A 12,203-nucleotide genomic window follows, 5' to 3' on the forward strand; every position below is an offset into this window, starting at 1 on the left:
GGCGCTCGAAGGGGAGGTATGGAGAGCATCAACCGGACCGCCATCGAGCTGATGGACGAGGCGCTGGATTTCGCCGAGGAGCTGGGTATCGTTGCGACGGAACTCGACTGCGGGGCGACCGTGCTCGACTTCGGGGTGGAGGTCGACGCCGGGCTCGAGGCGGGGCTGTTACTGTCGGAGATACAGACCGCGGGGTTGGCGACGGTTCAAACGCGGATGGACCGGATCGGGGGCGCGCCGACCCCGTACGTCGAGCTGTCGAGCGACCATCCGGCGATCGCCCTGTTGTGCTCCCAGAAGGCCGGCTGGGAACTCGACGTCGAGGGGTTCAACGGGCTCGGGTCGGGCCCCGGGCGGGCGCTCGTGGGGGAGGAGTCGGAGTTCCAGCGGGTGGGATACTTCGACGAGTTCGACCTCACCGTGCTGGCGGTGGAGGCGATCGAACTGCCGGACGACCGGATCGCCGAACACGTCGCCGACCTCGCGGGCGTCGAGCCGTCGGGGGTGTTCCTCCCCACGTACGCGCTCGGTTCGACGGTCGGAAGCGTGACGGCCGCCGCGCGGGCGGCCGAACTCGCCGTCTTTCGGCTCTCCGAGCTGGGATACGACCCGCGGGATGTCCTCACCGCGACGGGCTCGGCACCGGTCGCGCCGGTGTCGTACGACGAGTCGGTGGCGATGGGCCGAACCAACGACGCGATCGCCTACGGCGGGGAGGTGTACCTCCAGGTCGCAGCGGAGTTCGATCGGTTCGACGAGGTCCCCTCCAGCGCGGGCGAGGAGCACGGCACGCCGTTCGTCGAGGTTTTCGAGGCGGTCGACTGGGATCTCTACGAGGTCGACGCGTCGGTGTTCGCGCCCGCCGCGGTGACGATCGACGTCCAGGACGGCCCGACGTACGTCCACGGCGAAACCGACGAGGAACTGCTCGCGGAGTCGTTCGGCCATACGAGCCCGATCTGACCAGATGCGGTTCAAACCCGTCCCGACGCCGCCGTCGGAGCGGTCGGCGCTCGATGACGCCCACCGGGCCGTTCCGCTCGTTCCCGCGGGTGAACCGGACTGTCTGCGCCGCATCCGCGAGCGGTTGGACGTCGACAACGAGACGGATGCCCGGGCGTGGCTCGCGTTCCTCCGGGCGCTCGGACTGGCCGAACGAACCGCTCGTGGCTATGGACGAACGGACCGTGAGGCGACTCCAGAAACGCTCCGGGAACCGTTCCGTCGGCGGGTGTACGCCGCCGAGGAGGCGCTGTCTGTACTTTCCTCGGCGGAGCGTCCGTTGACGGCGGCGGAGATCGCCGAGCGGATTCGCCACTGTGAGCCGACCTGGGAACGTCGCCGGCGCGTCGACCACGAGCGCTCCTGGCGGGACCGAACCGGGCGGCTCCTGGATTGGGCGGTCCTCCTGGACCTGGCAGAACGGATCGAACCCGAAACACGGCACAACAACGCAAACGGAGAACGATCGTCGTATCGACCGAAGACACCTCGGTGACGTCGGTCGCGCAATAAACCTTTTATCGCTACCACGGGACGTCTCTGTCATGAACTTGTTCGGGGATCGAAACCCGACCGAGCCGGTGGAGTACGAACCCACCAGCGTAAAGGAGCTTCTGGTCGAGATGAAAGACACCTCCGAGCTGCTCATCGACCTGGCGTACTCTGCGGTCCTCCATCAAAGCGAGAACGTCGCCCGGGAGGTTCTCGAACTCGAACACCGGATGGACGTCCTCCAGATGCGCGCCCGGATGAGCCTGATCCTCGCGGCCCGGAACCCGTCGGAAGCCGAACAGTTGGCTCCCGTTCTGGGGATCGTGGCGGGTGCGGACAAGGTGTCCGACGCCGCCGGCGACATCGCGAAGATCGTCCTCGAGGACATCGGGCTCCCCGACGCGATGCGGGGGGCACTCTCGGAGGCGGTCGAGGTGCTCGTCCGCGGCACGATCGCCCCGGATTCGTCGTACGCCGGTCGAACGCTCCTGGACATCAACCTCGAGTCGGAGACCGGCGTTCGGGTGATCGCGATCCGGCGGGACGACGACTGGATCCTCAATCCCGGACCTGAGACGGTGCTCGAGGGGGGCGACGTCACCATCCTCCGGGGACCGGACCCCAACATCGAGGAGGTGTACGAGCGCGCGACTGGCGAAGCGTACGAAGTCGAACCACCGGTCGAATCCGACATCGACGATCTCGAGCGGGCGGTCGACTCGATCGTCCTGATGAAGAACCTCTCGGAGCTCGCGGTCGATCTGGCCTACGGGAGCGTTCTCTTCGACAACGAGGAGTTGGCCGAGGAGGTCTCGAACCTCGAAGTGGAGGTGGACTCCCTGCAGTCCCGGTTCGAGGCGTGGACGCTCCAGGCGGCGAAAAACGCCGAGGATCCCGTGGCGCTGCGCGGGCTCATTCATCTCGGCGTCGCGACCGAGGAGGTGTCAGACGCGGCCCTGGAGATCACCGAGGGGGTGCTTCGGGATCTCGACGTCCACCCGGTCGTCGAACTCGCGGTACGGGAGTCCGACGAGATCATCACCCGGACGACGATCGTCGCCGGAAGCGACCTCGACGGGACGGCAGTCACGGACGGAGTCCCGGACACGGACATCTCGACGAGCGTCATCGCGATCCGGCGTCCCGAGGAGGGATGGATCGTCGGACCGGACTTGAACACGGCGTTTCGTCAGGGGGACGTCGTGATCACGAAAGGGACACGGACATCCGCGACCGAATTCGCCGAACTGGCGGGGTAGTCCGGACGCGGGCAGTTTTCGGGAGTGGTCCGGACGTGGCCGGTTTTCCCCTTCCGGTCAGAATACCACGAGCATTGCGCCGAGTTCTTCCAGCAGTACCACGTGAAGCGGCGGGCCGCCGAGCACGGCGATGGCGACCACCGACAGGATGATCACGCCGAGGATGTCACAGACGTTCGTCACGACAGGGATCGTCGTGTCGTCGGGATCCAGTCCCTGTTTGTAGGAGACGTACGTCGCCCCGATCGACAGCACGATCGCGACCACCGCGAGGAGCATCCCGCTGACGACGGAAATGACCAGCAGGTCCCACAGCGCCATCGGCTCGCCGGTGATGAGGTGACCGACCCCGTAGGCGACGAACCCGAGGATCGTGAAGATCGTTCCCGCCAGCGCGAGGATCGCGAGGATGTTGGTCCACAGTACGGTGTCGCGGGGGTCGAACTCCAGGACTCCCAGATGCAGCCGGGTAGAGAGACGCGAGGAGAGGATCGCGCCGAGGTTGCCGCCCATGTCGATCATCACCGGGACGAGCACCAAAAGCGTCGGGTTGCCGAGGTACGTCTCCTCGAGCGTCTCCAGCACGAATCCGGATCCCAACTCGAGGATCGACAGCACCACCAGGATCGGGAACATCGTCCCGACGATACTTTTTACGGTCCAGCTGTCCAGCGATCCGCCGGGCAACGAGACCATTACACCATCACCCCCACGACGGTGATCGCGACGAACAGGAAGACGACCCCGAAGATGTCACCCAGCGTGGTGACGATCGGTCCGATCAAGTTGTCCGGATCGAGACCGTGCTTGTAGCCGGCAAACACCAGCACCAGCAGCCCCCCGATGAGAACGATCGACGTCAACACCCCGGAGATGAGCATGATTCCGACGAGTTCCACGAGCCGTGCGGGATCCCGTCCGGGTACGAGCTGTAACACCCCCCACGAGAGGAAGCCGATGAACACGGAGATCCCGATCCCGTTTATAAATGAGGCGGTCACCGCCGCCAGCAGCCGGCGGTCGCGCTGGAATCGAGGCTCTATAAGACCCTGGTGGAGCCCCGAGGAGATCCGCGCCCCCAGCGCGCCGTAGACGTTGCCGCGGGTGGCTAGAAAGGCGGGCAACAGCAGTAACAGCCCGGGATAGCGCTCGAAACCGTCGATCATCCCCTCGGTACCCAGAACCGAACCAGCGAACACACCCCCCAGAAGGCTCACGACGAGGATGGCGATGGATTCACGGTAGATCCGCCACACCCCGTGCCGTACGTCCATACAGTGATCTGAAGCGAATCGAACATAAATGTACCGAGCGAGGTCGGGCGCCCCCGTTCAGTATCAGTCGTCGCTCTCCGCATCTGGTGTCAGATCTGTTACCGTCCCGACACCCTTGCTCTGTCCCTCCCGGAAGACGAACTTCTGCCCTTCCTCGACGAGGTACGGTCTGAACTTGAACCGGATCCGGGCCGTCCCGGTGTCCCCGGGGAGCAGGCGTCCGCCCTCGGGATGGAACGAGGCCGCCTCCGAGACGGTCTCGAGGTGGACCACCGGCTCGTAGCCGTCCTGAATCCGTGTGGGGTGGTTGAGCACCATTACTTCCGCCTCGAACTCCCGTACCGGCGTCGGATCGGCGTCTCGGGGGAGCAGCGCCATCCCGCGTTCGATCTCGGGTTCGCTCACCCCTTTGAGTGCGATCCCGACGATCCGGCCGGCACTCGCCTCGTCGACCCTGTGGTAGTGCATCTCGATCGAGCGGACCTCGACTTCCCGGAACGTTCCGTCGGGCATCGGCCCCAGAAGGAGATCGTCACCAGCCTCGACCCGCCCCGAGTTGACTGTCCCGGAGGCGACTGCCCCCACGCCCGTGACGCTGTAGGTTCGGTCGATATACATCCGGAACGCGTCCCGCCGTTCCTCGTCGCGGTTCGGGAGTCGTTCGAACAGTTTGTCCAGGGTATCCAGCCCCTGTTGGGTCACGGCCGACGTCCGAAGGATCGGCACGACGCCGTCGCCGATCTCGTCGACGGCGGTGGTGACGTCGTGACGGGCCAAAAGCAGGGGTGTCCGGCCGGCGTCCCGCAACATCGATTCGACCTCGCGTTCGACCTCCAGCAGCCTGTCTTCGTCCACGAGATCGACCTTGGTGAGCGCGACCACGGTGGGCAGGTCGGTCGCGAGAAGGATCCCCAGGTGCTCCCGGGTGGTCTTCGTCGGGCCGTCGTCGGCGGCGACGGTCAACAGCCCGTAATCGAGCTTCTGTCCGACGAGCCCGCGTATCGTCGTCCGGAGCCACGGCTCGTGACCGACGGTGTCGACGAAGGAAACGAGCCGGTCGGCCTCCTCGACCACCCGGGCGCGATCCTGCTTGCGGTGGGGGTTCTCCAGACGGACGGGGCCCTCGTCGTCGAAGCCGTACACCCCGTAGGAGAGATCCGCAGAGAGTCCCCGCTCGACCTCGTGTGGCTGGACGTCGAGATACGACCTGGTGTCGCCGTTGCCGTCGTCCGGGCGACCCGTTACCAGCGACCCGACAAGCGTAGATTTGCCGTGATCGACGTGGCCGGCCGTTCCGATCACCACGTGGTCGTCGTCGGAGGCGAGCATCCCGCCGTCGTGGATCGTCGCCACTCCCACGAGACCCGCTTTCGAGCCGTTCCCCCGTTCGCCTGCGCTCCAGGTTTCCACGTCGGCGATGTGCGCGTCGGCCTCCTCACACAGCAGGGACAGCACGTCCATCGTCTCGGAGAACTCCTCCGGCGGGATTCCGGCGATTCCACCGTCGTCGGTGACGCCCACGACGTAGGTCGCCTCCCCGTTGCCCGACAACACGCGGTGTCGCAACTGTGCGGCGAGACTCTGGAGTCGACCGTCGGCGAGGTGGATCTCCCGAGAGAGACGTTCCTTGAACTCGATGTGGCCACCCTCCTGTTCTCCGCGTTCGAGGGCGCGCTCGAGCACGGCCCTGTCGGCGCTCATGGGCGCGAGTACGTCCCTGTATCGTATAACGGTTGTGCGCGTTTTCGCTCTCGCGGGGCGAGCTGTCGGATCAAGCCGGCGGATCGACGGTCTCCGGGGGATCGGAGCCGAGCTTCCGGTCGATGAACTCGCGTTCGGCCGGCGAGAGCTCCCGATCCAGGAACTGTTCTAGCCCGTCCCGGTACCGATCGGTGTCGCGGCTGGCTGGACGTTCGAGGACGAGCTCTGCGATCCCCGTGTGCCGGCCGGTGTACGCGAATTCGGCCCTGTAGGCCGCCTCGTACGCGAACGGGTTGTTGACGGCGATTCGACAGCGGTCGTATCCCCGAGAATCGGCTCGTTCGGCGACGAACGCGAGGAGCCTGGGGCCCAGCCCCCGACCGCGGTGAGCGGTGTGAACCGTGACGTATCGGAGCCAGAGGGTTTCAGAATCGGTCCGGTCCTCGTTGAATGCCACCGCGGCCAGCACGTCGTCTTCGAACGCCGTCGGATCGACTCCCTCGGGGAGCGCTGTGTCGTTGGGCTCCCCCACTGCCCCCTCCTCGGTTCCGGCGTCACCCCGGATCACCGCCTTTCCGGTGGTGGTCATGACGAACTTGCCGGCGTAGCTGAACTTCCGGAAGTCGAGTCTGAGGGTGGGTCCCGACGCCGGCCATCCGAGCAGTTCGAACTCCACGCGTTCGGTATGTTCCGCTCTCTTAAGTACGGTCTGCCTCTCGGGTCCACGGGGAGTGTTGTGCTCCAACTGGACGATCCATCCTTTATCTGTGCGTGAGTCGTAGGTGGGTACATGTTTGGTCCCGGAGACGTCCGGTTTTTCGATTTCGCCTCGTACGTTTACGACGCCGTGATGCCCCCAGCGAACGTCGAGGACCTGTCGGCGGGGCTCGCGCTGGCCGATCGACCGATCGATCGGGTCCTCGACGTCGGCGGAGGGACGGGGCGGGCGATCGCGCCGATCCGAGGGCCCGAACGGGTCGTCGCCGACGCCTCCGGCGGTATGCTCCGCCGGATCACCGACCTGGACATCCAGGCGGTTCGAAGCGACGCAAGGCGGCTCCCCTTTCGGGACGCTGCCTTCGACGCGGCGGTTCTGGTCGACGCCCTGCATCACGTACCCGATCGGCCGGCAGTCCTCCGAGAGGTTCGGAGAGTACTGGCGCCGGGCGGTGCATTCGTGATCCGTGACTTCGACCCCTCTCATCCCCTGGGACGCCTGCTTGTTGCCGCCGAACACGCTGTCGGCATGCACTCCCGCTTTTATACCCCGGAGGAGATCGCCGGCGAACTCTCGGCTGCCGGGTTCGATCCATCCGTGCTCGCGACCGGGTTCGGATACACGGTCGTCGGGGTCGTTCCGGAAGACGGTGGCGGCGACGGACACAGCGGCAGGGGCGGCGACGGCGGCGACACGTGAGAGAACGCGCAACTGGACGACCAGTGACGCGACGACGACGGTCGCAACTGTCAGGCGACGACGACGGCGGTGGCGACCGTCACGAGGACCGCGAGAACGGCCCACGCCATCGGGGTGTCGTACCGGCCGTAGGGCCCGCCTTTCCTGGAGAACACATAGACTACATAGACCAAAAGCGGGATCAGTCGGTACTGGAGCGGAATCGAGGCAGCAAGGACGTATTCGAATCCCAGTGTGAGCCCGATCGCACACCCTGCGGCTACCCCCGCGACGAGCAGGTCCTCCCGGGCCTGTTCGAGATCCATGTGGTCGCTATCGACGAGGCGGGAAAAGAAGTCGGCGGTTCGGATCCTGGGAGTTCCTCGTGGGGCGGTTCGACGCCCGCGGATCACATGATCGAGAACGAGGCAGCTACACCGAGCAACGCGACGAGGCCGACGCTCAAAAGCATTAGATACGTCAACGAACGTGGTTCCTGTTTGAGATGCTGGTAGTAACCGACGATAAGACCGGTTTTGACGAACGCTGCGACCATCGTCGCACCGATCGCGGTCCAGTAGTCGAACTGTGGCAGATTGAAAAACAGCCACTTCGAGGCGGCAAGCACGAGGAGAAGCACGTAGACGAGTGTGTACTGTCGTACCGACGTCATTGACGTCCGAACCGGGGGACCGCGTGAACTTATATCTTCCCCCAATGTGGAGGTATGCCCCTTATTTGCAACCGCCTGCGCCCGGGCTCATCCGCGATAGTAACGGTACAGGAGATACGCGATCGCCAGGCCGATCACCCAGCTTCCGATTCCGAACACCGCGATGAGAATCCCGCGGAGTACCGGATGGAGTTCTGAAAGCACCAAAAGCAGGGAGAGGATGTCCATCTATGGGAGTGTTCGCTGCCGACCCGAAAGTAGTTCCGGCCGTCACATCAGGTAGAACAGCGGGAAGAGGAACACCCAGACGATGTCGACGAAGTGCCAGTACAGGCCGAAGTACTCGATCGACCGTTCGTCCTCCAGGTAAGCGCCCCTGGCGGCTCTGACGATCAAGAACCCGGCGATGAGGAGGCCGATGATGACGTGTACAGCGTGGAGACCGGTTGTGACGTAGTACGTCGACGCCTGGACGCTGGTGCTGAGAGTGACTCCGTCGATGTAGATCTTTTCGTACCACTCGAACACTTTGATGCCGAAGAACGTAAACCCGAGCAGCATCGTCGCTCCGAGGGCCCCGACGAGTTTGCGGCTGTCCCCGCGCTGTGCGGCGACCAGCGCCAGGATCACCGTAAACGAGGAGGTCAGCAGGACGAACGTGTTTATCAGGCCGTAGGTGGCGTCGGGGATCGGCTCCCAGAGCGTCCATCCGGCGTTGACCCGGATGAACACGGCAGCCGAGAGGAACGCGCCGAACAACATGACGTCCGATCCGAGGAAGAACCACACGCCGAGTTTGTTCTTCTCGATCCCTTCGAAGGGCCACCGTTCGGCAACCTCGCTGGCGGGCGCAAAGAAGTCCTCGAGGCCGAACTTGACACCCGCGAAGATGAGCCCGGCGAGGCCGACGACGGTCGTGATCGGATAGAAGTAGCCGTCGATGCTGGTGGCACCCGCCTCGAGGGTGATCTGGTCCGGTAGCCCCGACAGTCCGAGGAAGAACACGAACAGCCCGACGCTGATCCAGAACGGCCAGATGCTGGCGTGGGAGGCGTGGTCGCCCGGACTGGCGTCGATCGAGTCGGCTGCGCCCGCGTGACCGCCGTCCGGCACAGCGTCGGAGACGAACTCGAGTTTCCCGGAGGCGTAACTGGGCCGTCCGGACCAGTTTTCCAGCGGCGGGGGTGAGGAAATCGCCCACTCGGCAGTCCGGGTGTACTCCCAGGGATTGTCCGCCGCCACCGGCCCGGAAACGTAGCTCTTGAAGAAGTTGTAGAACATGATGAAGAACGATCCGCCGAGCACGAACGCGCCGATCGTGCCGAACTGGTGGAACGTGATGAAGTCGACGTTGTACTCGAAGACCCGGCGGGGCGTCTCCCAGGCGAGGAACATCGAGAAGTAGACGACGTTGAAGGAGACGAAGAAGATCACGAAGTGGAGCTTTCCGAGGAACTCGTCGTACATCTTTCCGGTCATCTTCGGGAACCAGTAGTAGAGGCCACCGAAGAGGGCGGTCGCGCCCCCGAACATCACGTAATGGAAGTGCGCAACGACCCAGTAGGTGCCCCGGAACTCGTAGTCGAGCACGATCGCGCCGAGGAACACCCCGGTGATCCCGCCGAGGATGAACAGAAGTAGCGCGCCGAACGCGAACAGGAACGGCGTCGTGAACCGAATCCGTCCCTTTATCAGCGTGTAGATGAGCGCGAACACCAGCAGGTCGAACGGCAATGAGATTCCGATCGTCGTCGCCATCATCAGCGTCTTGATCTCGAGGTTGATCGTCGTCAGGAACATGTGGTGCATCCACACCAGGAACGACTGGATCGCGATGAGACACATCGCGATGATCACCCACTTGCGCCCGACGAGCCGCTTGCCGGCGAACGTCTGGAACAGCTCGAGCATCACCCCCAGCGCCGGGAAGAAGACGATGTACACCTCCGGATGCCCGAAGAACCAGAACAGGTGGCCCCACAGTAACGATCCGCCTTCCGTCGCGGAGAAGTAGATGCTGCCGAAGATCCGGTCGGAAAGCAAGATCAGCGCCGCCCCGAGAAGCGTCGCGAAGGCGAACAGCATCATCCAGACGGTAAGTAGCATCGTCCAGGTGAACATCGGCATATCCCACAGCCCCATTCCCTCCGCTCGCGAGTGATGGATCGTCACGAGGAAGTTCATCGTGGAGGCGGTCGAAGCGATCAGGAACATGCCGAGCGCAAGGATCGCCCCCGTGGAACCGATACTCGGCGTGTACGCGGGCAGATTCAACGGCGCGTAAATCGTCCAGCCGGCGTCGAGCGTCCCGCCCTGGAAAAACGAGATCGCAAACAGGACTCCAGAAAGGAGGTATAGCCAGTACGACAGTGCATTGAGTCGGGGAAACGCCAGGTCGTCGGCGCCGATCTGGAGGGGGACGAAGTAGTTCGCGAAGCCGAACGCCAGCGGCGAGAGGAACCAGAACACCATGAGTAGACCGTGGGCGGTCACTGCCTCGTTGTACGCGAGCCCAGTCAGGACCTGATCGCCGGGGACCCACATCTGCATCCGGATGAGCAGCGCGAGCACGCCGCCGAAAAGCAGAAAGAACAGCGCAGTCAGCGTATAGAGGATCCCGACGTCCTTGTGGTTCGTCGTGACGAACCAGCGCTTCAGCGTCGACTTCGGCGGGAGATGGTGGCCGTGGTCGTCGTGTTCACCGTCCGATTCGACGGGCGGTGGTGCCTGGTGGTCGTCTTCGGCGTGAGCACCGCTCATGCGGCGACACCCCCGATTGAGCCGTCAGTCGGGTCGGCAAGGGACGCCGAGGTGTCGTCAGCGTCGTCGGTTTCCGCTTCGGTGTCGTCCTCGGCTTCCGGATCCGTTCCTTCGTACCACTCCTCGAACTCGCCCGGTTCCATGACGATAATGTCAGCCTTCATGTACGAGTGCCCGGCCCCACACAGTTCGAAACATTCCGCCGTGTACGTTCCCGTCTCCTCTTCGAGGAACCACGTCGTGGACGTTTCGCCGGGGATGGAGTCTGTCTTGATGCGTAACTCCGGCGCGCCGAAGTTGTGCCACACGTCCCGCGAAGTCACATGGAGGTATACCACCCGATCCGCCGGAACTCGCAGTTCGTTGTCCACGGAGTGGCCGTTCGGATACTCGAACTCCCAGCCGAACTGGTAGCCTTCGACGTCGACTTCGAGTTCGGCTTCCGGATCGACGTCCGGACCGGATTCCACGTAGATCAACAGCGTGTAGGCGTACACGACCAGGCTGATGACGATAACCGCGCTGATGCCGAACGAGATGAACAGCTTCTTTCCTTTTCCACCGTCGTCACCCGTCGGGAGTTCACCGAGGGTCGGTCGGTTTTCCCCGTCGTCTTCGGGTTGCCCGTTCTCCCGATATTTGTATGCATTGTAAAGCGTGTACGCGACGACGACGACACCCACGAGGGTCCCGAGCGCGAGGAACACGAAGAAGATTTCCCCGAATACGTCCGCCTGAGACCGCCATTCCCCGGGTCGAACCTGCAGGAGGAGTCCCGATAAGAGTACACATGTCATGGGTTTCGATTCTTGGTAATTCTGACGGTAGGACGTACTTAGCTCTTTTGGCAATTGCGGGATGTAGCCGGGAAGAGTTATTTTTACATATAGCTATTTTCCCAACTTGTGAAGGCTATTTTTAAATAAATAACAACAATTCGATATTAACTCGATAGCGTTAGCGAAGGGTATAAGTGCAGCCGAACGGAGTTACCACAACGAGACAGCTTCGCATGGTTACAGCCCAGCTACTCAGTGCGGTATTGATGGCCGGAGTGCTGATCGTCGTCTTCATGGCGGCGTCGCGTCGTGGCCAGAAGGCGGACGAGAGTTCGGAAGTGACGGGGCCGGGCGGCTGGCGCCGGCTGCAGGATCGCCTGCACGCGGCGGCCGACGATCCGGGGGTGCTTGCGCTTGGATTCCTGCTTTTGGCCGTCGGAATGGGACTGGGCGTCGTCGGGGCGGTCGGCGACGGCCTCGTCGAGGGGGTGCCGGTCGATCTGCTCGCAGTGGTGCTGGGGGCGACGCTTTCGCTCGTGCTCGTGGCGTACCTCTTTTGGGGAACGTACGCGGCGAGTCGGCGTCGTGGGCTCGGCAACGCACAGGCCGTCGGGGTCGGGATCGGTACCCTGAGTCTGGTGTTCCTTGCCGTGATCGCTGCCCAGCTCGTGTTCGGCGTCGTCGGGTAGGCAGTTAGTGATTTGATCGAGTGAGTGGTTCGCTCGGGATCGAACGATCTACACACAGACGAAAGCGGTGGGCTCGCAGTTTCGGCTTATAAAAAAGAAGCCTATCAGGGGACGGTGATCGAGATCGAACGCAGGATGCTCGAACTATGTCTCACGCTATTGCCGACACGGACCGATC

14 protein-coding genes are annotated in these 12,203 nt (G+C 63.6%); 5 read left to right on the forward strand and 9 right to left on the reverse strand.

Annotation, left to right across the window (positions count from 1 at the left end):
• The first annotated feature begins 18 nt into the window (after window positions 1-18).
• The 3 genes from mch to AArcSl_RS09935 are packed head-to-tail and all read left to right on the forward strand — an operon-like array spanning window position 19 to window position 2,753.
• Complete coding sequence (gene mch / locus AArcSl_RS09925; RefSeq protein ID WP_119818419.1) at window positions 19-963, forward strand: methenyltetrahydromethanopterin cyclohydrolase; 945 nt, start codon at window positions 19-21, stop codon at window positions 961-963.
• A 4-nt stretch (window positions 964-967) separates the two neighbouring features.
• Complete coding sequence (locus AArcSl_RS09930) at window positions 968-1,498, forward strand: hypothetical protein (protein ID WP_119818422.1); 531 nt, start codon at window positions 968-970, stop codon at window positions 1,496-1,498.
• Between the two features lie 49 nt (window positions 1,499-1,547).
• Window positions 1,548-2,753: a potassium channel family protein gene (locus tag AArcSl_RS09935; RefSeq protein ID WP_119818425.1), complete on the forward strand. Its 1,206-nt coding sequence runs from the start codon at window positions 1,548-1,550 to the stop codon at window positions 2,751-2,753.
• Between the two features lie 57 nt (window positions 2,754-2,810).
• On the opposite strand, the gene AArcSl_RS09940 is transcribed toward AArcSl_RS09935, so the two are convergent.
• From AArcSl_RS09940 to AArcSl_RS09955, 4 genes are all read right to left on the reverse strand, one after another.
• The gene (locus AArcSl_RS09940; RefSeq protein ID WP_119818428.1) at window positions 2,811-3,449 is read right to left on the reverse strand and encodes a magnesium transporter; all 639 of its coding nucleotides are present in this window, start codon (window positions 3,447-3,449) and stop codon (window positions 2,811-2,813) included.
• Window positions 3,449-4,027 carry a magnesium transporter gene (locus tag AArcSl_RS09945; RefSeq protein WP_119818431.1) on the reverse strand — a complete coding sequence of 193 codons (579 nt, stop codon included), beginning with the start codon at window positions 4,025-4,027 and terminating at the stop codon, window positions 3,449-3,451. Before AArcSl_RS09945 ends, AArcSl_RS09940 begins: the two co-directional genes overlap by 1 nt.
• Before the next feature lie 63 nt (window positions 4,028-4,090).
• Complete coding sequence (locus AArcSl_RS09950) at window positions 4,091-5,728, reverse strand: GTPBP1 family GTP-binding protein (protein WP_119818434.1); 1,638 nt, start codon at window positions 5,726-5,728, stop codon at window positions 4,091-4,093.
• Between the two features lie 70 nt (window positions 5,729-5,798).
• The gene (locus tag AArcSl_RS09955; RefSeq protein WP_119818437.1) at window positions 5,799-6,404 is read right to left on the reverse strand and encodes a GNAT family N-acetyltransferase; all 606 of its coding nucleotides are present in this window, start codon (window positions 6,402-6,404) and stop codon (window positions 5,799-5,801) included.
• Between the two features lie 114 nt (window positions 6,405-6,518).
• Between AArcSl_RS09955 and AArcSl_RS09960 the strand changes: the two genes are divergently transcribed.
• Window positions 6,519-7,145 (forward strand): class I SAM-dependent methyltransferase, encoded by a 627-nt coding sequence (locus tag AArcSl_RS09960; RefSeq protein WP_119818440.1) that lies wholly within the window; start codon window positions 6,519-6,521, stop codon window positions 7,143-7,145.
• Window positions 7,146-7,195: 50 nt separating this feature from the next.
• On the opposite strand, the gene AArcSl_RS09965 is transcribed toward AArcSl_RS09960, so the two are convergent.
• The 5 genes from AArcSl_RS09965 to coxB all read right to left on the reverse strand — a co-directional run bounded on the left by AArcSl_RS09965 (window position 7,196) and on the right by coxB (window position 11,354).
• A complete protein-coding gene (locus AArcSl_RS09965) occupies window positions 7,196-7,450 on the reverse strand; it encodes a hypothetical protein (RefSeq protein ID WP_119818443.1) in 255 nt (84 codons plus the stop codon).
• Window positions 7,451-7,533: 83 nt separating this feature from the next.
• Window positions 7,534-7,797: a cytochrome C oxidase subunit IV family protein gene (locus tag AArcSl_RS09970; RefSeq protein WP_119818446.1), complete on the reverse strand. Its 264-nt coding sequence runs from the start codon at window positions 7,795-7,797 to the stop codon at window positions 7,534-7,536.
• A gap of 87 nt (window positions 7,798-7,884) precedes the next feature.
• On the reverse strand, window positions 7,885-8,025 hold the full coding sequence (locus AArcSl_RS16845; RefSeq protein ID WP_154670817.1) for a hypothetical protein: 141 nt from the start codon (window positions 8,023-8,025) through the stop codon (window positions 7,885-7,887).
• Window positions 8,026-8,067: 42 nt separating this feature from the next.
• Window positions 8,068-10,557, reverse strand: a complete 2,490-nt coding sequence (locus tag AArcSl_RS09975) for a cbb3-type cytochrome c oxidase subunit I (RefSeq protein ID WP_119818448.1) — start codon at window positions 10,555-10,557, stop codon at window positions 8,068-8,070.
• Window positions 10,554-11,354: a cytochrome c oxidase subunit II gene (gene coxB / locus AArcSl_RS09980; protein WP_119818451.1), complete on the reverse strand. Its 801-nt coding sequence runs from the start codon at window positions 11,352-11,354 to the stop codon at window positions 10,554-10,556. Before coxB ends, AArcSl_RS09975 begins: the two co-directional genes overlap by 4 nt.
• Before the next feature lie 248 nt (window positions 11,355-11,602).
• On the opposite strand from coxB, the gene AArcSl_RS09985 reads away from it, so the two are divergent.
• Window positions 11,603-12,025 carry a hypothetical protein gene (locus AArcSl_RS09985; RefSeq protein WP_119818454.1) on the forward strand — a complete coding sequence of 141 codons (423 nt, stop codon included), beginning with the start codon at window positions 11,603-11,605 and terminating at the stop codon, window positions 12,023-12,025.
• Window positions 12,026-12,203: the final 178 nt, after the last annotated feature.

This window comes from Halalkaliarchaeum desulfuricum (genome assembly GCF_002952775.1).
In the GTDB taxonomy this organism is placed as follows: domain Archaea; phylum Halobacteriota; class Halobacteria; order Halobacteriales; family Haloferacaceae; genus Halalkaliarchaeum; species Halalkaliarchaeum desulfuricum.